The sequence below is a fragment of the Novosphingobium sp. ERW19 genome, from assembly GCF_012641315.1.
Classification (GTDB): Bacteria; Pseudomonadota; Alphaproteobacteria; order Sphingomonadales; family Sphingomonadaceae; genus Novosphingobium.
Genome location: NZ_JABAIC010000008.1, coordinates 166,691 through 188,754 on the forward strand (window position 1 = coordinate 166,691; position 22,064 = coordinate 188,754).

Annotated in this window: 23 protein-coding genes and 1 pseudogene; 6 read left to right on the top strand and 18 right to left on the bottom strand. The window is 62.1% G+C overall.

All coding sequences use genetic code 11. From position 1 onward, the window contains the following. Positions 1-218 precede the first annotated feature (218 nt). From HGI46_RS15960 to HGI46_RS15975, 4 genes are all read right to left on the bottom strand, one after another. Entirely contained in the window at positions 219-1,121 is a 903-nt protein-coding gene (locus tag HGI46_RS15960; RefSeq protein WP_118075604.1) for a zincin-like metallopeptidase domain-containing protein, read from the bottom strand. 429 nt (positions 1,122-1,550) lie between these two features. Beyond that, complete coding sequence (locus HGI46_RS15965; RefSeq protein ID WP_118075602.1) at positions 1,551-2,045, bottom strand: RES family NAD+ phosphorylase; 495 nt, start codon at positions 2,043-2,045, stop codon at positions 1,551-1,553. Positions 2,046-2,049: 4 nt separating this feature from the next. Next, entirely contained in the window at positions 2,050-2,400 is a 351-nt protein-coding gene (locus tag HGI46_RS15970; protein ID WP_118075600.1) for an antitoxin Xre/MbcA/ParS toxin-binding domain-containing protein, read from the bottom strand. A 528-nt stretch (positions 2,401-2,928) separates the two neighbouring features. After that, the gene (locus tag HGI46_RS15975; protein WP_168905049.1) at positions 2,929-4,956 is read right to left on the bottom strand and encodes a ParB/RepB/Spo0J family partition protein; all 2,028 of its coding nucleotides are present in this window, start codon (positions 4,954-4,956) and stop codon (positions 2,929-2,931) included. Positions 4,957-5,212: 256 nt separating this feature from the next. On the opposite strand from HGI46_RS15975, the gene HGI46_RS15980 reads away from it, so the two are divergent. The 3 genes from HGI46_RS15980 to HGI46_RS22175 all read left to right on the top strand — a co-directional run bounded on the left by HGI46_RS15980 (position 5,213) and on the right by HGI46_RS22175 (position 6,274). Beyond that, positions 5,213-5,671: a helix-turn-helix domain-containing protein gene (locus tag HGI46_RS15980; RefSeq protein WP_168905050.1), complete on the top strand. Its 459-nt coding sequence runs from the start codon at positions 5,213-5,215 to the stop codon at positions 5,669-5,671. Positions 5,672-5,683: 12 nt separating this feature from the next. Continuing rightward, complete coding sequence (locus HGI46_RS22170; protein WP_240946822.1) at positions 5,684-5,893, top strand: hypothetical protein; 210 nt, start codon at positions 5,684-5,686, stop codon at positions 5,891-5,893. 132 nt (positions 5,894-6,025) lie between these two features. Continuing rightward, the gene (locus tag HGI46_RS22175) at positions 6,026-6,274 is read left to right on the top strand and encodes a hypothetical protein (RefSeq protein WP_240345022.1); all 249 of its coding nucleotides are present in this window, start codon (positions 6,026-6,028) and stop codon (positions 6,272-6,274) included. 712 nt (positions 6,275-6,986) lie between these two features. Here HGI46_RS22175 and HGI46_RS15990 read toward each other — a convergent pair. From HGI46_RS15990 to HGI46_RS16025, 8 genes are all read right to left on the bottom strand, one after another. Then, complete coding sequence (locus HGI46_RS15990) at positions 6,987-7,544, bottom strand: GNAT family N-acetyltransferase (protein WP_118075594.1); 558 nt, start codon at positions 7,542-7,544, stop codon at positions 6,987-6,989. Further along, positions 7,534-7,896 (bottom strand): DUF1778 domain-containing protein, encoded by a 363-nt coding sequence (locus tag HGI46_RS15995; RefSeq protein WP_168905051.1) that lies wholly within the window; start codon positions 7,894-7,896, stop codon positions 7,534-7,536. Before HGI46_RS15995 ends, HGI46_RS15990 begins: the two co-directional genes overlap by 11 nt. Positions 7,897-8,091: 195 nt before the next feature. Continuing rightward, a complete protein-coding gene (locus HGI46_RS16000) occupies positions 8,092-8,388 on the bottom strand; it encodes a type II toxin-antitoxin system VapC family toxin (protein WP_206065773.1) in 297 nt (98 codons plus the stop codon). A 91-nt stretch (positions 8,389-8,479) separates the two neighbouring features. Then, positions 8,480-8,719 carry a type II toxin-antitoxin system prevent-host-death family antitoxin gene (locus HGI46_RS16005; RefSeq protein ID WP_118075588.1) on the bottom strand — a complete coding sequence of 80 codons (240 nt, stop codon included), beginning with the start codon at positions 8,717-8,719 and terminating at the stop codon, positions 8,480-8,482. A 76-nt stretch (positions 8,720-8,795) separates the two neighbouring features. Continuing rightward, positions 8,796-13,007: a strawberry notch-like NTP hydrolase domain-containing protein gene (locus tag HGI46_RS16010; protein ID WP_168905052.1), complete on the bottom strand. Its 4,212-nt coding sequence runs from the start codon at positions 13,005-13,007 to the stop codon at positions 8,796-8,798. Positions 13,008-13,435: 428 nt separating this feature from the next. Continuing rightward, entirely contained in the window at positions 13,436-14,356 is a 921-nt protein-coding gene (locus tag HGI46_RS16015; protein ID WP_168905053.1) for a hypothetical protein, read from the bottom strand. 696 nt (positions 14,357-15,052) lie between these two features. After that, the gene (locus HGI46_RS16020) at positions 15,053-15,250 is read right to left on the bottom strand and encodes a hypothetical protein (RefSeq protein WP_118075553.1); all 198 of its coding nucleotides are present in this window, start codon (positions 15,248-15,250) and stop codon (positions 15,053-15,055) included. A 141-nt stretch (positions 15,251-15,391) separates the two neighbouring features. Then, entirely contained in the window at positions 15,392-15,958 is a 567-nt protein-coding gene (locus HGI46_RS16025; protein ID WP_168905054.1) for an outer membrane beta-barrel protein, read from the bottom strand. Between the two features lie 950 nt (positions 15,959-16,908). On the opposite strand from HGI46_RS16025, the gene HGI46_RS16030 reads away from it, so the two are divergent. Then, positions 16,909-17,382 carry a MucR family transcriptional regulator gene (locus HGI46_RS16030; RefSeq protein ID WP_168905055.1) on the top strand — a complete coding sequence of 158 codons (474 nt, stop codon included), beginning with the start codon at positions 16,909-16,911 and terminating at the stop codon, positions 17,380-17,382. A gap of 511 nt (positions 17,383-17,893) precedes the next feature. Here the strand turns inward: HGI46_RS16030 and rfbB are convergent. After that, the gene (gene rfbB, locus HGI46_RS16035; RefSeq protein ID WP_168905056.1) at positions 17,894-18,967 is read right to left on the bottom strand and encodes a dTDP-glucose 4,6-dehydratase; all 1,074 of its coding nucleotides are present in this window, start codon (positions 18,965-18,967) and stop codon (positions 17,894-17,896) included. Between the two features lie 100 nt (positions 18,968-19,067). Between rfbB and HGI46_RS16040 the strand changes: the two genes are divergently transcribed. Then, positions 19,068-19,247: a type II toxin-antitoxin system RelE/ParE family toxin gene (locus HGI46_RS16040; protein ID WP_118075547.1), complete on the top strand. Its 180-nt coding sequence runs from the start codon at positions 19,068-19,070 to the stop codon at positions 19,245-19,247. 314 nt (positions 19,248-19,561) lie between these two features. Here HGI46_RS16040 and HGI46_RS16045 read toward each other — a convergent pair whose 3' ends face one another. Together HGI46_RS16045 and HGI46_RS16050 are read right to left on the bottom strand one after the other, a co-directional pair. Continuing rightward, entirely contained in the window at positions 19,562-19,897 is a 336-nt protein-coding gene (locus tag HGI46_RS16045; protein ID WP_118076017.1) for an XRE family transcriptional regulator, read from the bottom strand. Positions 19,898-19,902: 5 nt separating this feature from the next. Continuing rightward, positions 19,903-20,256 (bottom strand): type II toxin-antitoxin system RelE/ParE family toxin, encoded by a 354-nt coding sequence (locus HGI46_RS16050; RefSeq protein ID WP_118075545.1) that lies wholly within the window; start codon positions 20,254-20,256, stop codon positions 19,903-19,905. 189 nt (positions 20,257-20,445) lie between these two features. On the opposite strand from HGI46_RS16050, the gene HGI46_RS22180 reads away from it, so the two are divergent. After that, on the top strand, positions 20,446-20,802 hold the full coding sequence (locus HGI46_RS22180; protein ID WP_240345018.1) for a hypothetical protein: 357 nt from the start codon (positions 20,446-20,448) through the stop codon (positions 20,800-20,802). Between the two features lie 111 nt (positions 20,803-20,913). Here HGI46_RS22180 and HGI46_RS16060 read toward each other — a convergent pair whose 3' ends face one another. The 3 genes and pseudogenes from HGI46_RS16060 to HGI46_RS21930 form a co-directional block, all read right to left on the bottom strand. Continuing rightward, complete coding sequence (locus HGI46_RS16060; protein WP_168905057.1) at positions 20,914-21,225, bottom strand: hypothetical protein; 312 nt, start codon at positions 21,223-21,225, stop codon at positions 20,914-20,916. Positions 21,226-21,229: 4 nt separating this feature from the next. Next, a pseudogene (locus HGI46_RS16065) lies at positions 21,230-21,536 on the bottom strand (IS1380 family transposase); the annotation flags it as partial. A gap of 117 nt (positions 21,537-21,653) precedes the next feature. After that, on the bottom strand, positions 21,654-21,893 hold the full coding sequence (locus HGI46_RS21930) for a hypothetical protein (RefSeq protein WP_206065774.1): 240 nt from the start codon (positions 21,891-21,893) through the stop codon (positions 21,654-21,656). Between the last annotated feature and the right edge of the window lie 171 nt (positions 21,894-22,064).

The following is a 22,064-nucleotide window of genomic DNA, read 5'->3' on the forward strand; positions in this document are numbered from 1 at the left end:
AGCGCGGGCAAACACGTCGGCATGGCAAGGACGACGACGAGGCAGGAGTGGTTGCTCATCCCCGGCCCGGCCGCATTAGCATTGGTTGGCGCAGGCGCAGTTGTCGTGGCGCTTATCGGGGAGGCGCTATTGGGCACAGAGGTTGTCGGACAGGGCGCTTCCACATTCGTGACATGCCAGCGCCATGTGACTTCCCGCGTAAAGCTCCAAAGCACAGGTCATGCAGCGATCTCCTCAGGCTGGGACTGCTGGGCGTGCATCCAGTCTGCAGCAGCCTGCGCCTTGCTGGCAGCAGAGAAAATGGCGCGAGGATCGTCTTTCAGCACGCGTAACCACGATGCCACGTAAGCAGCATGATCGGCGCGCGGATGGTGCGCGAGTCCGAGGTCGGCAAGCACGAAGGATGCGGTCAGTTCAGCACAGATCTCCTCCATTGCCAGGCTGTCGCGCTTGAACCTTGCGGAGAAGTTTCGGTCGAGCCGGTGCCTTGCTCCTGTGGCGTGGGCTGCCTCGTGCAGAAGAGTGGCCATGTGTGCCGACGCATCCCGAAAAGAGGAGAAGTGCGGCATGAAGATGTGATCGAGATCGATCCGGTAGTGCGCATCGTAAGCGCCTTCGGTGACCGGAACCTTCAGGGCTGCCACGAACGCCTCGGCATGTTCGAGCCGCTCGCTTTGGGGCAAGACCGCGACAGGGAGGGGCTCATATCCCTCGACCTGTGCGAGGTTGAAAACCGTGAAGGCCCGGGCGAACATGCAGGCAGGACCGGCTTGGTCGTCGCCATGATCGTTACCGGCAGGTGATGCCGCCTGCTTCCAGAGCACGACAGTCGTTCCGCGCTCTCCCTTGCGAACTTGCGCACCAAGAGCTGCCCATTGACGATAGGTCCCCCAAAGACCGCTGGAGAAGCTCCTGGCTCTTGCGGCGATCCAGAGCGCCAGCACGTTGACACCGCGATAGCGGCGGTGCGAGGTAACGTTCTGCGGTCGGGTCGTGGCTGCGCCATCATGATGCCAGGGCATGCGCCAAGTGCCGGCGCCGGACTCGATGGCAGAAACAATTTCCTGGGTGATGCGCGAATAGATGTCGGCTCGCGGCGTTGAAGGGTAGGTTCGGGACATGGCGGACCTTTCACGGCGGGCAGAGGGGAACTCTCCTCCCCTCTTTCAGCCCGTCATCCCCACACCCGCTTTCCCTCCCTCGCCTGCCACACCAGTGAGAGCTGTGGCGGGCCCTGTGCGAGCTGTCCCAAGGAAACGTTCGATGCTATCAGGCTCCGAAAGCCCCAATGCCGGCTTGCGAGCCCTTTCAGGGCTGCCTTCGACACGCTGACGAGGCAAGGCATCGTCCAGGCACTGGATGACCTTGCATGGCTGTTCGTTGTCCTGCGTCCCTTACTGCGCGATGCAGGGAACAGATTCATCGCCCGGGCCATAAGCTCGGACCGCCCGTCGATCCCATAGCCGCGAGCGATCCCGAAGGACCTGTACGAGCATGCTCGGCCGACTGCCTCGAGGGGCCCTCTTGGTATCTCGGCTCGGCGGCAGAAGTCACGGAGCGCGCAGACCGAGCCGGTCGTCGTCATCGACGAGCGTGACGCGCCCCTCCCACTCCCACAGGACGAGGTTGAGAGCGTCGGCGGGAGCGCCGCGGGCGTAGCTCGGCACGACAATGCCGACATAGCCTTGCGCAATCGCGGCCTCGGCGAGGTCCTGCGTGGGCACGGGCTTTCCGGAGAGCATCCGGTCCCGCCAGCTTGGGTCGCCAAGCTCCGCCGGCGCCATGCCGAAGGGCTGGAGTACGGCTGTATCGCGGCCATCCAGCAAAGGCCCGATATCGGCCCGATAGGCTACCAGGGTGGTCGGCTGCAACGTGCCGACCTGATTGGCCTCGCGCAGTGCCGTCTCAGGCGCAAGCGAAGTATAGAGCGCCGCGCGCCTCATGCGATTGAACCGTCCGCCAAACCGGGCAGCCCCTTCCCCCGAGAGCGGTTCGCGGGACCAGACCGGATTGTGGGCGCGGTAGAGCAGCCCGGTGAAGTGCATGAGGCTAGGCGTGAATGCCGGCGTCGACAGCGTCGATATAAGCCAGCACGTCATCGGCCCGGTTGTTCTGCACGAGCTGCATTGCGGTCTGGCCCGAGAAGCCCGGCAGCGGCTCGGAGCGGTACCAGGCATAGGCCAGCAGCGCGGACCCGAAGCGCGGCTCGACCTTGTTGAGCACTTCGACCATCTGGCGAAGGCGGCGCTGGGTGCGTGTCGACGCGATCCGGTCCTTGCGCTGGATCGCGTCCTTGCCGAGGCCCAGCGAGCGTGCCAGTTCGTCGCTGGTGGTGCGCAGCACATCGACGATCTTGCGCGGAGCGAACGCACCGTTGTCAGCGTAGTTCTGTATCGCCATTGCAATGCTCCGGAAATTATGACGCTATATAGCGTCATTTCTTGCGGCATTCAAGCCGACGTGTGGCTGGAAGCGATGTGCGTCAAGGAAAGACAGCTTGCAGCTCGGTCGCGCCTGCAAGCGTTTACGAGGTTGGCATGCACAAGGGCTGAAGCTCGCCGCGGCCTTGCAGCAACACTTGCGATTTCGTCGGCATGAAGCCATGCGTGACTGTCGGATATTTCGTGATCGCAAGTGATGTATCTCGTCAGACCGCAGATAGATCGCTGGATTCGTACTGGACCGCTGCTCCAGCCACCGCCAGCTCCGTGTCTTGGCGCGAAGACTGCCACGCCCCTGCCCACACTTCGGCCCCGTCCTGGCAGTGCGAGGTTGCAGACCCAGCATACAAGGTACCCCTGGAGGTCGCCTCAGGCGAGACCCGCACACCTGGCCTGATGTTCAAAGTCATCTGGTCGTGTCCTGGAGGGACCGGCACGCTGCCCTAGAGCGACAGTGGGCGCTGGGCAGCGTGCCGGCAAGGCTGCTTCAGGCGTCGACGGTCTCGCCGGCGGCGACGTCCTCCTCTTGGGCAGGTTCGTGCTCGACCGGTGCCTCCTCACAAGGCGCGCTCGCGGCGAGCACCCGGAAGCGCATGGCTTCGGGCACCCAGGCGAGTGCGGCTTCCCTGATCTCGGGGGCAACAATGGATTCGCCGGCGAACAGCTTTTCGCAGGAAGCCGAGAGGTCGCTCTTCTTCGAGGCCATGAAGCTTGCAGCCATGGCCGGCCCGCCGACTTCGCTGACATGGCCGAGCAGGGTCTGCTTGGCTACCCGGTCGAAGTAGTTGGCCGAGGTCGGCCGCCAGTGGCTGGCGACGTTGATCCCCATCAGGGCGGCGAGATGATCGTGGAGGTCGATCGGCTCGGGTCCGGACTGCCCTGCCTTCCTGTCGATGCCCATGCTGGCCTCCAACGTCTTCGCCATGCACCAGGCAAGCCAGCTTGCCTTGGCATCGTCGTCGAGCGCGCTGAACGCCGAAAACCTGTCGACAGTACGCCGGTGCTCGGTCCAGGACAGGTCGAGCGACTCGCGCATGTCGGCCATCAGCGTATGAGACGGGCTCTCGGGATAATTGGCGAGGGTGAGCGAGGGCGACGGCGCACGGAGCGTCGTGCCCAGCGCCTGCGCACTGTAGAGCGCGCGGGAGTCGGCGATGGCGAAGATCAGGTAATCGAGCGCGATTGCCGGGTTCGAGGCGAGGTTGATCGCGAGGATGTCGCGGCGCTGGACGGCAAGTTCCTCGACCAGCTTCTGCGAGAGCGGCTTGGGGGCAGACGATGAGTTACCGCCCTCCCCTGCAGTCCCACTGGCGCCCTCGCCCGCGTCGGACTCTCGGGCCTTGCGGCGTTCAAGTGGCTTGTCGCTGTAGAGGCCGCTGGCGACCATAGGCTGGCCGTCGGCGCCGATGATCACGAAGCAACCGACGTTGGCCTTCATTTCCTCGGGGATCACCGGGGGCTTGTCGTGGAGCGCATCGTAAGCGCTGCTCGCGGCATCCCAACGGGTCTGGAACTCGGCGGCGGCCGCCTCGTCGTCCTCGTCGAGCGTTTCGCTTGTCGCTTCCAGTGCCGAGATCGTCTCGAGCAGCTTGTCGGCCTCGACCTGTTCCTCGTCGGTCAGCGGCGCCGGTTCGAGATGGACCTGGTGGAGGTCTTCGGTCGCGCTGTAGGTGACCCGGGTCTCAAGGATCGGGCGCACCCAGGCATAGCCGGAAGTTTGGGCGACCTCGGCCGCAAAGGCCTGGAGCTTCTCGCCGGCGATGCGCTGGGCGATTTCGGCATCGATCCAGGTCTCGCCGCCGTCCTCGGTGAAAAGATCGCGCTCGATCCTACCTCCAGCGGCGAGGTATTCGGCTTCACTGGCGAGCCTCGCCATCGGCGATGTCGAGCGGATCGCGCTGTGCGTGACCATGCGGCGGATCGAGTCCGGATTGTTGCCCTGCCAGGAATTCGACAGCTCGTTCCAGACCATCATCTGGCGGTCATGGTTGGGCGTCGTCGCATAGGCTTTGGCGACATCGAGGGTGATCTTGCCTTCCTCGAGCGCGGCAAAGATCGGATCGGCGAGGTCGGCGAGCCGCAGGCGGCCTTCGATGAACCGGCAGGTGCGGCCGAACCGCTTGGCGATCGCGTCGAGGTCCGCGCCTTCGCCTACGAAGTGCTTGTACGCACGGATCTCGTCGGTCGGCGTCATGTCGAGGCGGATGACATTCTCGATCAGCGAGAGTTCGGACTGCTCGGCGGCATCGATGTCGAGCACCCGGCAGGCGACGGGATGATCCTTGGCAAGCTTGCCTGCGTCGAGGAGGAAATTGAGCGCGCGCAGGCGGCGGCCGCCCGCGGTCACGTCGAAAAGACCTCGCTTCTTGGCGGGCACGACGATCAGGTTCTGAAGGAGGCCCTTGGCCTCGATATTGGCCGCCAGTTCCTCGATGAACAGGTTGCTGTCCTGTCTGCGGACGTTGGCTTCGGACAAGCGCAGCTTGCCGAGCGGGATCAATTCGATATCATTCATGGGGGTGCTCCTGAAGGCCGGATTTGGCCAAGCCCTTCGGCTCACCCCTTCCAGCCCCCCTCCCCTCCCGGTTTCAGGAATGCCCGATTTGGCGGGAAAGACTGCGCGTCCCAAGGTGGCTCGCTCGATGCCGTGAGGCATAGATATTGGATTTATGCCTCACGGCCCGGATCGTCCGCGGAACCCAGATTGCACAACCTGGTTTCGTTTATTGCGAATATCCGCCAGGGAATATCACCATCAGCGGAGAGAAACGATGACACTGCCAGCCAATGCCTTGCCCTTCGGCAACAGGCTGCCCTCTGCCGACGATCGCCAGATCGCCAACCAGCTTCGGCGCATCCTTGCCTCGCAGAAGGCCGGCGAGGCCAAGTTGCGCGTTCCGGATCCCAAGACCAGGAAGCCGGTAGAAATCTCGCTGACACCGGCGATGTCGGACCTGTTCCTCGAGTTGCTGCGTCACATCGGGAGCGGGGATGCCGTCACGCTCGTGCCGATCCAGCAGATGCTGACGACGCAGCAGGCAGCAGATCTGCTCAACATGTCCCGTCCATACCTGATCCGGTTGATCGAAAAGGGTGACATCCCGCACAGCATGGTAGGACGGCATCGGCGGCTCAAGGCCGAGGACGTGTTCGCGTACAAGGCAGCGCGCGACAAGATCCGTTCTAAGGCGATGGACGACCTGATTGCGGAGGGCGCGGACCTGTATTGATCTGACACTGCCATGTTCGCCAATCGCTACACCGCTCTGGTCGATGCCTGCACATTGGTCAGCGCACCGCGTCGTGATCTGCTGCTCACTCTCGCCGAGGCGGAATTCTTCCGTGCACGCTGGTCGCAGCGCATTCTTGATGAGACTGGCGCGGCCTTGGACAAGATCTTCGCCGAGCGCGGGGTTCGAGGACGCGTCCGCGAGGGCTGCTCGATCGGTTGAAGCCATGCACCGGGCCTTCCCCGAAGCCCTGGTCGAGGCGCACGCTTCGGTCACGGCCCTGACGTTCGGACTTCCCGACGCAATGACGAACATCTCCTGGCCGCCGCAGTCCAGACACAAGCCCAGGCTGTCGTGACTGAAAACATCAGCGATTTCCCGGTCGCAATTCTCGTTCCGCTCAATATCGAAGCGCGGACGGCAGACGAGTTCATCGCAGACACCATCGCGCTCGATGAGGGCAAGGCGGTTGCAGCAATCCGCACTCTGCGCATTCGGTTGAAGCGGCCGGAAATGTCCGCTGAGGACTACCTGCGCTCCCTGGAGGCACATGGCCTGTCCGTCACCGCGTCGATCCTGAGCGGCCACGCCGAATCCATCTGACCTGCAGTGACGCAGGCCAACGACTAAGCGATGATCCTCCCAAGAATCTCGCTTGCTCCGTCCATCGGCACGAACACGCGGGTCTGGTAGGCGATGATATCGGTGAAACAGCCAAAGATTGATTAAATCTATTAGTGTCAAGTATTTAGCTGTCCACTAATACCGCCAGACCCCACATTAGCACCCACACGAAGATTCAGACTGCACCCCGCATTAGCATCGCCTCGGCCATGGCCGGCATCAGCACTTCGATCGGTACGGGCACCGACGCAGAAACGTAGCCTGGATTGCGCGCCCTTCGCTGTCCGTACGAAGTTACCCACTGCTTGCCTCGCATGCGCCAGGCGCGTTGCAGCGGAGCGACAGGCAGGAGGTAGCACCCTCGCGAGGGAGCAAACGCGTAGGCAATAAAATCGCAGGCAAACGGCTTTTGGGCCCACCCTGGCGAGCGGCGCTCTTCGTCGCTCCATTGCTCGAGCAGGATATCCGGCCAATGATTGCACCGAACCTTCTCATCCACGCTGCAAGTTCGTCCGCAAGCGAGCGTCAGCACGCGGTCGATGCCCCCACGCTGGGCCCAGCCGTCATCGCGTACGCTGACGGCGGTCAGCAAATTCGGAAAGGCACGCCGGTGTTGAGTACGGCTGAGAATTGATGGAGCGGATGCCCCCTCCCGACGGCATCGAATGTGCCAATGTGATGTTTCCGAACGTCACAGCAGAGGAGAACCCAATGTCGATCTCACGGCCGCCATGGGAATATAGACCCGTCGCGGGTTATCCGGGTCGCCCAGAGGCAAGAAACCGAGATCAGCGTAAAATTTCCACCTGAGCTCGAAGTTTCCACCATCCAGAACGTCAAGAACAATTGCGGCTGCGCCCATCTCGTCGGCGATGCCAAGACAGCGCTTCATCGCATCGACGACGAGCGCTGTGCCCAGTCGTTTGCCTTGCAAATCCTCGCGGACCGCAACGGCACGGATATAGATAACCGGGACATCCGGGACTCGTGCACGCTGCCACTTTTTCGGTCCGAATTCTGCGCGAACGGCCATTGCTCCGAGCGTATAAAACCCAAGGACCGCTCTGTCGCCTTCAGCCGCAGCGATCCAGGCTGTGACCAGACCGTCTTTGATGTGTTCGGACAGGGAGGATTTGAGGAAATTGTCGATCGGCGTAAAACCGCAGGAGAAGGCGCTGCGGTCATGCAGCGCCTTCTCGAACTTCCTTATCGTCAGAGGGGGCAAAGATGGGCCTTGCTCAGCCGGCATCCGTGAGCAGGCCCTTTGTTGCCTCTGCTGCCTTCGCCAGTCCAGACATCTTCTTTCCTGGAGCAGCCACGGCGAGCTTGAAAGCCTCGAAAGCCTCGACAGGCAAGATCGACAAGGTCATACGCTGCTCGACTTCCTGTGCACGCAGTAGCGCAGCCTGACGAATAAAGTCCGCTTCCTGCAGGCCAGTAGCCGCAGCGGCAGCCCTGATCCGCTCTTCGTCGGCACGGTGCATGCGCACTTCCTTGCGAGCTTCCATCTTGCCGGGGGTTGGGGTCACTGTTTCCAGGGCGAACATACCGATCTCCTTTGAGTGATCTTTGTACGGTAAATCGCCGTACGCGTCAACCATCTGACTATGCCATGCCGTTATAACTCCAAACCTGCACGACAGATCAGTTGAATGATACGCCCGTACGTCAACGCGCGATAAACAGGCCCCAGACAATGGTGCGCCCGGGAATGGAACGCAGCGAGTTGCGCTTGAAGGAGGATAAACTGACTGTGGCCGGTGCAGACCGGCTGTGCTTCGAGCCGAGCGGAACGTTCAGACCCTTCCGATAGGTTCAGAGTACCGGCAGACCGTTTCGTCTGATGTGATCAAGGTCATGTCCCCGACGATCGACTGAGTGATCAGCATTCTGTCGAAGGGGTCTTTGTGAATCGCGGGCAATTGGGAAATTGCAACGGCATGTTCGCTTGAAATGGCAAGCTCAACGTAACCGTTGTCAATAAACACCCGGCGCAACACGCGCGCATCGACTGCGAAGTCATCCCGCCCGAGCCCGCTCTTGATCGTGATTTCCCAAAGGCCGGCAGCGCTGAAGACCAGTTCATTGCTCATCATTGAGCAATTGCCGGGCGGCAGGCGTCAATCGTTCCGGAAAGCCCGCCGCCCCGAGGAGCACATGTGTATCCAGGAGAAATTTCATCTCTCAGGCTTCAAACAGAGCTTCAGTTTCACCTTCGCCCATCCGGTCAAAATCTTCCGACACGCGCATTTCTCCCTTGAGGAAACCCAGGCGCTTGATCCTGGACGGTGCGGAAGCATCGATAGGCACCAATTTCGCTATCGGCTTGCCCGCCCTGGCGATCATGACCGCATTCCCGCGCAACACGCGCTCGAGCAAGCGCGACAAATGCGTCTTTGCCTCGCGAGCGCTGACGGTTTCCATTTCCAGGTACCTTGACCAAGTCATACAGACTAAGTCTGTCATATCCGTTCCAGTCCGCAAGCTCCTTGAAACTTGCTTATCCAATCAGGCTTGCAAGGATTTGGTCGGCCTTGTCCACCGGCACGAATACCCGCGTCTTGTAGGCGATGATCTCGGTGAAACAGCCCTTGGCCTTGAGTTCGGGAATACGCGCGGCTTCGGCCTCGACGATCTCGATCCTTCGGGAACGGTTCACGCGGGCTGTGCGGATCGTGAAACCCAAGGGATGCGGCGCCTTCCATGTGCCCCCGCCAAGAATGGCGGCGGCGATCCTGGCGGGATCAGTCTGCGCCTTGCGAGCAACCCCGAGCTTCTCAAGGGTCGCATCGACGTAGAGGTCGTGGACATGGCGGCCGAGCCAGGAGGCGCCGGACTTGTCGACGATGCGGTTGACCGTGAGGTCTTCCTTGGGAAGCGCGCCCCAGATCGGCAGCAGCAGCCCCGTTGCGAGATAGACGGTCTCGGTGACAAGCTGGCTTTCGTCGGCTGCGTATTCCTCTTCCCACAGCGCGCTGAACCTGGCCTTGCTGACGGGCTCCCAGGCGGACTCGTGGAGCCGGTCAGCGCGGAGGTACTCGCTGCGCAGCGGCCGCACGAGTTCGTAGCGGCGGATCGTGTGGCCCTCCCCGTCCATGTGCGAGGGTGCCGGAACCGCGAGCGCGACCTTGCCCGACTTGTCATTGCGCAGGAACAGCGGCTGTTCCTCATAGGATGCCCTTTTGAGAATGCGCTCGAGCGATAGGACCTTGCGCCGCTGGGTCAGCGACAGTTCAAGCAGGTGCGAGGTCGCTCCGGTGACAGGATCGGTGCGGATCACCGTGTCGGACAGCACCTCGCAGGCCTCGACCGCCACGGTCTCGACCCCGATGTCGAAGGTCCCGGCTTCCTTGGCGGCGGAGACGCGGGTTTCGTGCAAAGTCAGGAACTCGTCGAAGATGGCGTTCTGGACGGCGATCTTCATGGCGAGGATGCGGTTGAGCCAGCGCTGGATCGGCGGCAGGTCCTCGCGCAGCACCCCGTCCTGGTCAGTGAGCTCGAGCCCGCTCATACGCTGGAACTCCGACAATGTCGTACTCTTGAGCTTGGCCGTGGCGAGCAGGCCGTACCAGTCGTGGAGCGCGTGCTTGGCGTAGATGCTCTCGAGGTTGTCGGAAGCATCGAACATCCCCTGCCCGCCGGTCTGGCGCTGGCCACGGGTCAGCGCGCCCAAGGCATCGAGGCGCCGCGCGATCGTGCTGGTGAACCGGGCCTCGCCCTTGCAGTCGGTGGTGACAGGGCGGAACAGCGGCGGGCAAGCCTGATGGGTACGGTGGGTGCGTCCCAGCCCCTGGATCGCCCGATCCGCGCGCCATCCGGGCTCGAGCAGGAAATGGACCCGGCGCTGCTGGTTCATGGCATCAAGGCTGGCATGATAGCTGCGACCCGTGCCGCCCGCATCCGAGAACACGAGGATGCGCTTGGCCCCGGTCATGAACGCATTGGTCTCGGCAAGGTTGGTCCGGGGCGAACGGCTCTCGAGGCGCTGCTGTCCCGATCCGTCACGGACGAGGCGCTTGCTGCGCCCGGTGACCTCCGCAACCGCAGTCACGCCGTAGTGCTCCAGCAGGGCATCGAGTGCGGTCGGGATCGGCGGCATCGCGCAGATATGCTCGATCAGGTCGGCGCGCGCGGCCTCGGCTTGCGGGTTGTGAACCGGATTGCCTGCCTCATCCCACATCGGACGTGAGCGCACATCGCCAAGCTCGTCCTTGTATTCCTCCATCTGCCGGGTCGGGAAAGCACGGGTCAGATAGTCGACGACGTATTCTTTGCAGTCATAGGCGATATCGAGCGCCTCGCGCTCAGCCGGTTCCAGTTCATCGAGGCGCCTGTTGAGGATTGATTCCGCGGTACTGACCAGTTGGACCACCACGCTGTCGCCCTCGCCCAGGTGCTCGTTGATCGCCGGGTAGATCGATGGCAGCTTCAGCGAGAGCAGCACCTGTCCGAAGAAGCGTTGCTTCGTCCCCTCGAAATGGCTGCGGGCCGCCGCCTTGGCTCCGCTGTTTAGGGTCTTGTTCTCAAGCCCGTCGACAATCCCGGTGAGTTCGAGTGCGGCCTCAAGGTTCTGGTGAATGATCGTCCAGGCCTCGCAATAGGTGTCGTAGATCGCGATCTGCTCAGAGGTCAGGTCATGGCGCAGGATGTCGTACTCTACCCCTGCGAAGCTGAGCGCCCGCGCGAGGTAGAGCCCGGAGGCCTTGAGGTCGCGCGCCACCAGTTCCATTGCAGCAATCCCGCCGTCGCGGATTTCGCTGATGAACTGCTCGCGGGTTGCAAAGGCCGTGCCCGGCCCCCACAGGCCAAGCCGGACCGCATAGGCGAGGTTGTTGACGTCCGAAGCACCGGTTGCCGAGGCATAGAGCACGCGGGCGCGCGGCAGTGTGTTCTGGAGCACCACGCCGGCGATGCCCTGAAGCGAGCCCTGCTTCTGGCCTAGTGCCCCTTCCCCGCCTGCAACGCCACCCATTTCGTGAGCTTCGTCGAAGACGATCACGCCTTCGAAGTCTTCGCCTGCCCAGCGGACGACCTGGTCGAGCCGGGTATCTTCGACGCGCGAGCTGCGCAGCGTGCCATAGGGTACGAACAGGATTCCTTCGGGCGCGGTAATCTCCTCGCCGATCTTCCAGCGGGCAAGGTCGAGAATGTCGGATGGCAATCCGCCGATCGCGGTCCAGTCGCGCTGCGCGTCTTCGAGCAGCGGTGCATTCTTCGAGATCCAGATGTGTCGGCGATTGCCCTTGAGCCACTGATCAAGAATGCAGGCCGCCGCCTGCCTCCCCTTCCCTGCCCCGGTGCCATCGCCGAGGAAGAACCCGGTGCGGTAGAGCGCGCCTTGAGGATCCTCCTTGAGCGCAACTTCGCCGGCAGGATGGCTGAAGCGGCCATGGAGATCACGGCTCCAGGCCTCGCCTGCGTAGATCACGGTTTCTAACTGGGCGGCAGAAAGAAGCCGTGCCGTCACGGTGCGTTCGGGCAGTGAGGGCACGTAGCAGGGTTTCGGCGCGGCGATCGAGGCCATGGCGGCAGATTCGACGAGGTGGGTCGGATGTTCGCCAGCGTCCGCGATCACCAGGCGCGAGGGCCGATAATCGGCATAGACCCCGCGCTGCTCGCCCATGGCCGCAGGTTCGGCCAGCACTTCATAGTCGACGGGGCGGACCTGATTGGTCTGGGGAGCTCGCACGATCACGGGCCGGGCTGGACCTGTCTTCACCGAGCGGAACAGGCTGAGCCTTGGTCGGGGGGCTGCCGCCTGCGTCGGGTGGCGCAGCGTCGCGCGCAGTGGCACGGTTGGCAACGCGGCGAAGAGTTCGCTAACCAGGCCGCGATTGATCGTGGACACGCTGATCTCGCCCGGCACCTTGTCTATCACCAGCACGCGAACGGCGATCCCGGTGCCGTGCTTGGCATAGCCGCCCTTGTCCAGACGGAGCGACAGGACAACCCGTGCGCCTTCGAGGGAGCGCCGAAAGGTTTTCTCGTTCCTCGCTGTGGGCGAAAACCAGTCCGGCATGATCGCGACGATCCGGCCACCGGGCAGCAGATGATCAAGTGCGGCGCGCAGGTGCCTCGCGGCCGTACTCTTGTCTTTCCCGCGCGATTGCGACACCGAGAAGGGCGGGTTCATCAGAACAACGCTCGGCCGTTCTGTTCCGGAAAGCCGCGCGTTGAGGTTCGCACCGTCGTGGCGGTAGACCTTCGTGCCCGGAAACACGGCCTCGAGCAGGTCGGCGCGGGTGGCTTCGAGTTCGTTGAGGACCAGGTTCCCGGCTACGCGCTTGGCAAGTGCCGCGATGATCCCGGTGCCTGCGCTCGGTTCGAGCACCATGTCATCGCTGGAGAGCCGCGCCAGATGAACGGCAAGACAGGCCAGCGCCGGCGGCGTCGAGAACTGCTGGAACTGGATCTGGTCCTCGCTGCGCACCGTTTGCGTTGGCAAGGCTTGGGCAATCGCCTCGAGCGCGCTGATTGCAGCTGCCACTTCCATCGGGCCCACAAGCTCGGGAATTGCCAGGGAAAGAGCGACTTCCAGGGCCTCGAAACTGTCGCGCTGCTGCCACGCGCCCTGGAAATCGCTGCCACCTGCGCTTTTGGTCATGGCCTCGGTGAGCGTGGCCCTGCTGATCGATGCTGCAAGAAGCAGTCTGTCGGCAAGGGTGCGCGCAGCGCCCATAATGGCACTGGCGCGAGCATGCGTGGCGGTCATGGTTCTCTCCGGGGTTTGCTGCAAAGGCCTGAAGCCGGCAAGGCGGCGTGCCTGCTCCTTCCCCCCTCCCCTCCCCCGCGTCGTGCTCAGGCAAATCCCCGGCCGATCGCTGTGGCCTGCAGATCCGACCGGGACGCGCTGGCTTGAAACATCTCGCCTGAGAGAAGGGTGCTGCATGCAAAGGGGAGGCCTGCCGATGCCCAGATCGGCAACAAGGCTGGTATGAATTCCCCGAACCTGTGAGCCGCCAGCTTCGAACATGGCAACCTGGCGCGCCAGGATTGCGAGCCAATCTGTAAGGGCGCAAACTCCCTGATTTCAGGCGGCGCCTGCAGCGCGTTACGCCAGCATCTGTCGCTTAGCCGGAGGCGCCGGGCAGCTGGTCAGGTCCGTGGCCCTGTGATTTGCGCTGCCGCTGTCCAGCCCGATCAGCATGGGCACACCTGTCGCTTCGGCCGGCTTCTCGCAGCACGCAATGTCTGCCCGAGGGTACCGATGTGCAAAGCAAGGACAACAGTCCACAAACCACCGCTGCCTATGCGGACAGTCTTGACTTCTGCCCGTTCGACCTCGTTCAGGTTGTTGACCCCATCAAGAGGCTTGAAGTCGGCTGGCAGGTAGCCGAGCGGTTCACCGCGCCTGTTCACGGCAACGATGGCACATTCGCCGTGATCACGCGCCGTCACCGACGTGAGCGTGACACCTTCGCCCAGAGCAAGCTTGCGGATTGCCTTCTGGAAGTGCTGCTCCCCTGACAACTCGACGGAATGGACATCGTGATTCTCGAGCCAGGCCATGTCCGGCCGGGCATCGCCTGGACCGGTGACCACTGTAATGCGAGGCGCCAGCAGTTGTCCCTTGCCGTCTTCTGCGCCAATACTGGTGATCCTGGCACCGAGCACGGCGTCAGCGTCGGCAATAGCCCTGGCAAGTGTACTCCTTGCGCCGATCCTGCCGATCAGGGTGCCATCTTGCAACGTAACGATGAAAGCGCCCGCACAACCCGGATCAGTCTTCACGAGCACCTCTGCCTGCGGCGGGCAGCGTTCGATACCTTCCTGGCACTCGGCAGCGCCGAGAAGAGCGACAGGTGGGTGCCTGACAATTCCGGCGACGGGCAAGGCTTCGACAATGGCCTTTTTCCTGAGCAGCCCGGGCGCTTGTGTGACCGGCCGCCTTGATTGTGCAAAGGGCTCTTTTGCAATTCCTTGACCACGGTCAGGTTGCGGGAGGCCTTGCCGCACCCTGTGCAATCGCCGTTGCAGAGCCGGATCAATTGGTGCGGCCTTCTCGCCCCTGCCCCTGCCCCTGCGGGCAATGCAATCCGCTAAACTCTTCCAGAAGCTCATTTTTACCTCGGGCAGATCCTGACCCGACGGTTACCGACCCCAGGCTGACAAGTCCGTGTGCTGGATCACATTGCATTGCTCCATCGCATGATCTGGCCCGCGCTGTCCCGAAGCGCGCAGGCGGGTCTGTGCCGTGCAAGAAGCGGCATCGGCTGTGAATATTGCCCTTTGCCGGAACAATGCCCTTCACACTCCAGGATCAGAGGGCAGAGGCAGAGGCAGAGGCAGAGGCAGCACGCCGATCGAGGATCCTGCTCGGGCTGCCATTGTCTTGCGATGGGATAGCGCGCCGATGAAGGACGCTGGAGATGCTCGGCTCTGCGAGCCATGATCGCGTTGACCGCCTTCCAGCTCTGGCTGCCAGAGCGGAACCGGTCCGAGTGTGGATCGACGCTTTCCGCACCACCTTTTGCGACATGACCGGCCATCATGCGGCAGGTGCAAAAGAGACTATCGGAAGGCATTCGGCAGAACCGCAGCGCTGGTGCGTTCGGCAGAGCCGCAATGCCCTCCTGCGAAGCGATCTAGGCAAGTACCCCTAAGATCGCGTTAACATTGCAGCAACCATAAACTTGTGCTGTGGCTAGGTGGACGCCTGGGAACCGAACTCGCCTCCAGGCGGAGTGCTATCGGTCCCTCAGAATGAGACAAGCCCCGGGTCGATGATCGGCATGGCCTGGCTGCAGACTTCCGGAATCAAACCATAGCGGCGGTCCGCGTCCGGACGCGGTGTGCACCACGCTGACCTTGGCTCTGCCAATCGTTTTGACCGATGCCGGACGACCGCGGGTTCTGACTGCCATAGCCGGTCGCCACCCTTCGCTGGCTGATGGCGGTCATGCCAAAGGCAAGCTTCTGGCAAAACCCGGCAAGGGCAATTGCCTTGTTGCCCATGGTTTCAATCCCGCAATCTGCCCACCGCACGGCAGAAGCCTCGTGGCTTGCCGGATATCTCCAGAACGGGCTTGGAGCACCCGCGGAAAAAAGGGAAGGGCAGCGCCGCTGCCCTTCCCCAGTCTGTTCACTCAGGAGTGATCAGAAGCGCAGGCCGACGCCTGCGAGCACCTGGTTGCGCGAGAAGCTCGATTCGTAGTTCGAGTAGCGGTATTCGACGAGGCCGTAGCTGTTGCCGCCGAGGCCGAGCTGAGCGCCCAGGCCAAGGCGCACGCCATCACCGTTCTCGCCATCCTTGAAGCCGTTGAGCTCACCCTTGATGCGGGCGTTGGTATAGCCAACCTTGCCATAGAGATTCAGCTTCGGGTTGACCGCAGCGGTCACGCGAGCGCCGACGTAGAGGTCACGGCCGGTCGAAATCACCGCGCGATCGACACCATCGTCATAAACGTACCTGGTCGACGAATCCGAGACTTCAGCATCGATGCCAAAGGCGACGTTGCCAGTGGTTGGAATGTCATAGCCAAGAGCCAGACCGAAACCGACACCGTCTTCGCTGTACGTTCCGAGGCCAAAGTCATTCAGGTCGAGCGAGACGCGATCCCAGCCAACAAGCACTTCGGTGCGGACGCCCGAGGGAGCCTCGGCAAATGCAGGCGTGGCGCAAGCTGCAACAACGGCTGCGAGCGCGATCGAGATCTTCTTCATCATGTTCCTCATTTTTGCCATATCGCGGTTCTCATTGCGTTTCCTGCGAGACCGCGGCGGCGCGCAATCGGAGGATTGACCGTCGGGGGCAACCGCAAAGTAGGACATGCGATATCGCGAAAAAACAAGGTGTTGCCGCAATGCAACAAAAGTCGCGATGGCGTGGGACACGAACGATGCTTGCAGGAAAATCGCACCAGGATCACAGAAATGTGCGCTTGCTCACTTGAACGGTCGGGATCAACGGCCAGGCCAGGCGTCCGGCATCCGACCAGGTCCCTGCATCCAGCCCGACTACGGGGATCTGGGCGAAATCTTGCAGACAGGCGCCCTGCGGCCGCCGTTTGCTCTTCACACTCTTGATGACAATGAACTGGCGCCCCTTGCCGCCGTTCTTGCCAAATCGGGTCGTCGCTGGCGGGACCTGGGAGCGGGGTGATGTCTTGTACGGTTAGCCAACCAGCGCCTCGAATGCGGGAATCGGCGCTGACATCCGCGCAGTTGGCGCACCATACGCAGGCAAAGGCCTGCTCCAAGCTGCTTCGCACCGGCTATGAAAAAGGGAGATGGAGCCATCCACTTGATGGATCAGGGCCTCATCTGCCACGCAACTCGGTCCTGGGCAAATCCGCAAGCAATTAGGCACAGATGCCAATCTCGATCCCCCGATATGGTTGTGGTGGGGTACGATGATTTCCAGGGTCTTGCATGAGCGGGAGCAATTTCGGAACTTTATTGAGTTTCTCGGTATCCTGAAGACAAGATCATATCGTGGACATGCTTACGCTCGCGCGTTGTCGAACGACTTACTAACATTGCGTTTCCAGTTTTTTGAATAAATGCACTGCCGACCATCGTGAAGGATAAGGAAAGACTGGTCGTGCAAGTCAGCGTGCGCTAGAAGTTCACGAATTATTCGAAAGTGCAATCCACCATGGGAGCTGACTGAAATGCAAGATGACCTTGCCGATCGCGAAACGCTTGTCACACTGACGTCGGATATTGTCTCCGCTCACGTGAGCAACAACGCCGTCGCAGTGGGCGACCTCCCTGCGCTCATCGCCAATGTCTACAACGCTCTTGCAGGTCTCGACAAGCCTGCGCAGGTACCCGAATCCCTTCCGGAGCCTGCAGTTTCGGTTCGGGCATCCGTCAAGCACGACTACATCGTCTGCCTTGAAGACGGCAAGAAGATGAAGATGCTCAAGCGCCATCTGGCGAACCGTTACAACATGACACCCGAACAATATCGTGCGCGCTGGAACCTGCCTGCCGACTATCCGATGGTGGCCCCTGCCTATGCCGAAAAGCGCCGGGAACTCGCCAAGGCAATTGGGCTGGGGCGCAAGCCCGGCACCAAGCTCGTCAATCCGATGGCCAGGCGTGGCCGCAAGCCCGCGAAGGCTGAAGCGGCACAGCCCTGACACGCTACGCGAGCGACTTGCCTGTCGGGCCCCATTGACGGGATGGCTGCCGTGTTCTCGCAGCGATTGCGCGAGACAGCAGAAGCGTCCGGGCCGAAGGCCGTGTCGCATCCGGCTCGAACTGCGCCAATTTACCTCGGTGGGCCTTCGAAGCAGGGCCTTGGGGGCACGGAACGCGGGCACGGAACGCGGGCACGGAACGCGGGCACGTAGCGCGTGATTCTGGCTCGCTCTCGATTGTGCGAGAATGTCCCGGTTGAGCGTGCGTCTCGGGTCTCTCCCTGAGGTCTGCCCGAATGAGGCGGCAGGCTTCACCCGCATTCATTTGTCAGGGCACCTGCAAAGCCCATACGGCAAACCTGGACCACACTATGTGAGATTTCGGGGGCCGGGTCTCGGCTGTAAGGAGACAGTGGGCAAACCAAGGCGCCACGCCGCGTGGCAAGCCCTTGCATCGAGCTGTGCGATCGTGCGCATCCCGTCGCCTGAACATGCGGCATATGCTGCTCGTTCACGAAAGTGCACTTCGTCCGGTAACGCACAGCGGCCGCCACCAGGCTTCATTTTCGAGGTACCAGCGCAAGGTGCTGCGCAACCCGGTTGCGAAGTCGTGCTGCGGGACATAGCCGAGTTCGGTGCGGGCCCGGGTCTCGTCGATCGCGTAGCGGCGGTCATGGCCCTTGCGATCTGCAACGAATGTCTTGAGTTCGCAGGTGGCGCGACCCCGTGCTGCAGGGGCCTGCGGGTAGCGGTCGGCAAGGCCGTCGATCTCGGCAAAGGCGCGGTCGACTTCAGCGCAGATGCGGTCGATCACGGCCATGTTGGGCAGTTCCTCGCCGCCACCGATATTGTAGGTTTCACCAGGCTTGCCATGCTCAAGCGCCGCGTCGATGCCACGGCAATGGTCTTCGACGTAGAGCCAGTCCCGCACATTCAGGCCGTCGCCGTAGATCGGCAGCGGCTTGCCGGAAAGCGCGTTGAGGATGAACAGCGGGATGAGTTTTTCAGGGTAATGGTACGGCCCGTAGTTGTTGGAGCAATTGGTCGTCGTCGTGTTCAGGCCATAAGTATGGTGCCAGGCACGCACCAGGTGATCGGAAGCAGCCTTGGATGCTGAGTAGGGGGAATTGGGCTGGTATGGCGTGGTTTCGCTGAACGCCGGATCATCGGGGCCAAGCGAGCCATAGACTTCGTCGGTCGAGATATGGTGAAAGCGGTGATCCTTGCCCGAGCCTTCGTCAAGCCAGACCTTGCGCGCGGCCTTGAGCAGGCTGCTCGTGCCGATCACATTCGTCTCGATGAAGGCGTCGGGCCCCGTGATCGAGCGGTCGACATGGCTTTCAGCGGCAAAATGGACGAGCGTTGCCACGCCGTGTTCGCGCAACAGCTTCTCGACAAGCGCTGTGTCGCGAATGTCGCCGACGACGAATTCAGCCTGCTCGACATCGGCAATGGTCGAACGGTTGCCGGCATAAGTCAGGCAATCGAGCACGATGATCGTATCGTCGGGATGCTCCTTGCTCCAGTAGCGCACGAAGTTGCCGCCAATGAAGCCGGCACCGCCGGTAACAAGCAGGTTAGCCAAGAGCCTTTTCCTCGTTCAACATTGTCCTGAGCTGGGCGGGCCAGTGGATATGGGGATCGCCAGGTGTTGCCGCTATCGCCGCTGGCGCTCCGGATAGCTGATGCGTCTGGAGTTTTCGCCTGCGGCGGACGTGGATCTCGTCGAGATCGCCAGTTTCATCGCGCGCCGTGTTGTTCCGTGGACGCTCCCCTTCGTCGATGAGCTTGCAGCGACCTGCACCAGGCTCGTCAACTTTACCGGGTCCGGACGCGCCCGTTTCGACCTTTGTGCCGGACTGTGATCCAGGCGGCAGGCGATGAATGCGAGAAGGACTCAGTCCATTGTTGGGAGAGAGAGGCTGGGCTCACACGAACAACTGATCCGCTTGACGCGCTCCAGTCATACTGACGGCGATTTCTCCAGTAGAACCGGACGTTCGTGCGCGCAGGGGGCGGCAGTTGGCGGGAGAGCGGCGGATTTGCCCTTGAGGCGGTTCTGGGCCGTGCGGACGCAACGCGCGGGATCGCGCCTGGCTCGCTCGCAAGGCGCTGCAGCAGCATCACGGCGGGCAGCCTAGCGCGCGGGTGCGACGATGCAAGCGGCTGAGGAAGAAGGTCAGGCGGCGTGTTTGGCGGCGTCGATCTCACCGACGCCGGTGAGCGTGAACGCGCCGGTGCCGGGCAGTTCGACCCGCAGCTCCAGCGTGCCGCCAGCGGCCTCGACGAACCGGCGCAGAGTGGAGAGGTAGAGGTCGGCCTGACGCTCGATCTTGAGCACCGAGGGCTGCTTGACTCCCAGACTCTGGGCGATCTGCTCCTGGCTGCGCTGGGCGAGCTTGCGCAGCGCCTTGAGGCCTTCAACCTCTCGGTGCAGTTCGGCGGCGCGGGCCTTGATGCGGGCCTGACGATCCTTGGGAAGACGCGCCATCAGCTCTTCATGGGTAACCGGCATGGTGCTCATCCTTTCAACGTTTCGAGGTGCTCGGCGAACCGGGCATCAGCCTTGGCGATCAGGCCTTTGTAGAACCGCTTCTGCGCGACCCCGCTCTTGTCTCCCGCCACCAGCACGATGGCGCGGCGCTTGGGGTCGAACGCGAACGCTGCCCGCCACACCCCGTCATCCGCCGTGAACCGGAGCTCCTTCATGTTGGCGTGCTTCGATCCGGCCAGCGTATCGACGTGTGGCCGCCCCAGCGTCGGGCCACTCACGGTGAGCAGTTCGACCAACGCCAGCAACTCGTCCTGCACGGATTCCGACAGCACCTCCAGTTCGGGAAGGAACGCACCGTGATAGAGAACCGTCCAGGCCATACCGCTATATATCCTTCAGGCTATAAATTGTCTATAGCCCACAAGCTATGGTCGAACGGGCATTCACCGTCACGGGCAGGATCATTTTCCGGATCGTGGGAGGGGCCACGATGCTACGCATCGGACCCATAATTCAGATATACACCTCACGCACGGGCGTGATTGGCGCTTTCCAGCCGTTTCCATGGGATGCAGATAGCACCCCCCATTGTCATACAGCGCGCACCGCAAGGCATAGGCCACCTCGACATTACCGGTCAGACCAACCTCGATCACCTCGAACCGCCCACCATCGCCTGCGATCAACCTATCGCCAACAGTCAGCTCATCCGTGTTGCGCCATTCTTTGGCAGCATTCAGCCAGGGATGATCATCAGTGGCCTCGAACTGAGCCGTCTCGCCGTTGGCAGCGCGGAGAATCACATTGTAGGTTGGCTTCGGTTCGGTCCGCAGGACGTCGAGCACCGACTGGGGCACAACCTCACCGGTTTTCACATCATAGGCGAGGAGCATGTCGCCTGCGGCAAGAGTCTCGATTGCGACTAGGCCTTTCGGCGTGTCTACCAGCGTTCCTGCCACCACACAGCCGCAAGCGCGTCCCAACTTTCGTACCTTTCGTAGCTTGCCGAAATTGCCAAGCTTACCGAGGCCGGGAACTCAATCGACTGCTGCAAGCACCTTGTCGGTGGTATCGCACTGGGAGATGAACATGCAGTCCACCGAAGCGCCGCCAGGAGCCGATTCAAGAGCGGCCCTGCCGAGGAAGTTTCCAACCTCGCCAGCGGTGATGCCGCTATCAGGCTTTTGGCCGGTGACGACGATCGGCAGACCATCATCCTGCGGATTGTCGTGATCGCAGTATGCTCCGCTATCGCCGCCGTCGAACGGCTCACAGGACTCACCGGTTGGGTCAAATCCATTTACCGGATCGTTTGCGACATGTATCCTGGGACATTGCTGATCATGCACTCAGAGCATTCTCGCAGCAGCTCATCGTGGGTTGGCCGGCAGGCCCCGCGTCCGATCCCGGCAGCTTGCCTGGCGCCAGGCACAACCCCGGATCGTCGCGCAACGCGACGAGGTCAACGAAGCGATGGGTCACGCGGATCGGCAATGCAAGCCGCAAACCGCCGGCAAATCCCCATCGCGGCCTCGACTTGAGACCGCAGCACCACGCCGCCGTGAGAGGTCAGTCGGCCAGAGTCGATCGCGACGGCGACTTTCTTGCCGAGGACCGCTGGAAACGAAAGTCCCGGCGCTCTATCGTCACTCCTGGCGGGTCTGGTTCATGACATTTTCTGTCCTGGGCAGGACTAGGCCTGGTCAACCAGATTCCTGCTTCAGAACAGAACTTTACGCTACAACCGCCAACTCTTCACCTGCGCCCCGGTGAGTATTCAGGCTAATGGAATGCTATGTGGATCAAGTTGAGCGATCATTTCGCTGCCTCGACACTGCAGCGCGCTCATGATTATGTTGATCGCGGGCTGGTCATAAAGGTCGAGGCCGAGCAAGGCGGCGCTGTTGTAAGCCGCGTCTCGAACGGGCGCGGCCAGGCCTACAATCAACATATCGCCTTGCATGGCGATGCCCTTCTCGGTGCCTGCTCCTGCCCAATGGGCCATAATTGCAAGCATGTCGCGGCAGCATTGATCTATCTGGCTGCCGCACAGCACCAGAACCCCGTCAGTCTCGCCGCACCAGTCGAGGCCTGGCTCGCCCGTGTCAGACAGAATGCCACATCTGCCGCTCCAAGACCTGAACGGCCCGAAGAATATCCGAGCAATATCAAAGACCGGCTGCTTTAT

Excerpts from the sequence above, each read along its gene's own strand:
- HGI46_RS16050 (WP_118075545.1), bottom strand. The coding sequence starts at position 20,256 with ATGGCCTGGACGGTTCTCTATCACGGTGCGTTCCTTCCCGAACTGGAG.
- HGI46_RS22170 (WP_240946822.1), top strand. The coding sequence starts at position 5,684 with ATGTTCGCCAATCGCTACACCGCTCTGGTCGATGCCTGCACATTGGTC.
- HGI46_RS15995 (WP_168905051.1), bottom strand. The coding sequence starts at position 7,896 with ATGGTTGACGCGTACGGCGATTTACCGTACAAAGATCACTCAAAGGAG.
- HGI46_RS15980 (WP_168905050.1), top strand. The coding sequence starts at position 5,213 with ATGACACTGCCAGCCAATGCCTTGCCCTTCGGCAACAGGCTGCCCTCT.
- HGI46_RS16040 (WP_118075547.1), top strand. The coding sequence starts at position 19,068 with ATGCGTCTGGAGTTTTCGCCTGCGGCGGACGTGGATCTCGTCGAGATC.
- HGI46_RS16045 (WP_118076017.1), bottom strand. The coding sequence starts at position 19,897 with ATGCCGGTTACCCATGAAGAGCTGATGGCGCGTCTTCCCAAGGATCGT.
- HGI46_RS15965 (WP_118075602.1), bottom strand. The coding sequence starts at position 2,045 with ATGCACTTCACCGGGCTGCTCTACCGCGCCCACAATCCGGTCTGGTCC.
- HGI46_RS16015 (WP_168905053.1), bottom strand. The coding sequence starts at position 14,356 with ATGAGCTTCTGGAAGAGTTTAGCGGATTGCATTGCCCGCAGGGGCAGG.
- HGI46_RS15960 (WP_118075604.1), bottom strand. The coding sequence starts at position 1,121 with ATGTCCCGAACCTACCCTTCAACGCCGCGAGCCGACATCTATTCGCGC.
- HGI46_RS22180 (WP_240345018.1), top strand. The coding sequence starts at position 20,446 with ATGCAGATAGCACCCCCCATTGTCATACAGCGCGCACCGCAAGGCATA.
- HGI46_RS16010 (WP_168905052.1), bottom strand. The coding sequence starts at position 13,007 with ATGACCGCCACGCATGCTCGCGCCAGTGCCATTATGGGCGCTGCGCGC.
- HGI46_RS16020 (WP_118075553.1), bottom strand. The coding sequence starts at position 15,250 with ATGGGCAACAAGGCAATTGCCCTTGCCGGGTTTTGCCAGAAGCTTGCC.
- HGI46_RS16005 (WP_118075588.1), bottom strand. The coding sequence starts at position 8,719 with ATGGAAACCGTCAGCGCTCGCGAGGCAAAGACGCATTTGTCGCGCTTG.
- HGI46_RS16030 (WP_168905055.1), top strand. The coding sequence starts at position 16,909 with ATGCAAGATGACCTTGCCGATCGCGAAACGCTTGTCACACTGACGTCG.
- HGI46_RS15990 (WP_118075594.1), bottom strand. The coding sequence starts at position 7,544 with ATGCCGGCTGAGCAAGGCCCATCTTTGCCCCCTCTGACGATAAGGAAG.
- HGI46_RS16000 (WP_206065773.1), bottom strand. The coding sequence starts at position 8,388 with ATGAGCAATGAACTGGTCTTCAGCGCTGCCGGCCTTTGGGAAATCACG.
- HGI46_RS15975 (WP_168905049.1), bottom strand. The coding sequence starts at position 4,956 with ATGAATGATATCGAATTGATCCCGCTCGGCAAGCTGCGCTTGTCCGAA.
- HGI46_RS16025 (WP_168905054.1), bottom strand. The coding sequence starts at position 15,958 with ATGAAGAAGATCTCGATCGCGCTCGCAGCCGTTGTTGCAGCTTGCGCC.
- HGI46_RS21930 (WP_206065774.1), bottom strand. The coding sequence starts at position 21,893 with ATGCTTGCAATTATGGCCCATTGGGCAGGAGCAGGCACCGAGAAGGGC.
- HGI46_RS15970 (WP_118075600.1), bottom strand. The coding sequence starts at position 2,400 with ATGGCGATACAGAACTACGCTGACAACGGTGCGTTCGCTCCGCGCAAG.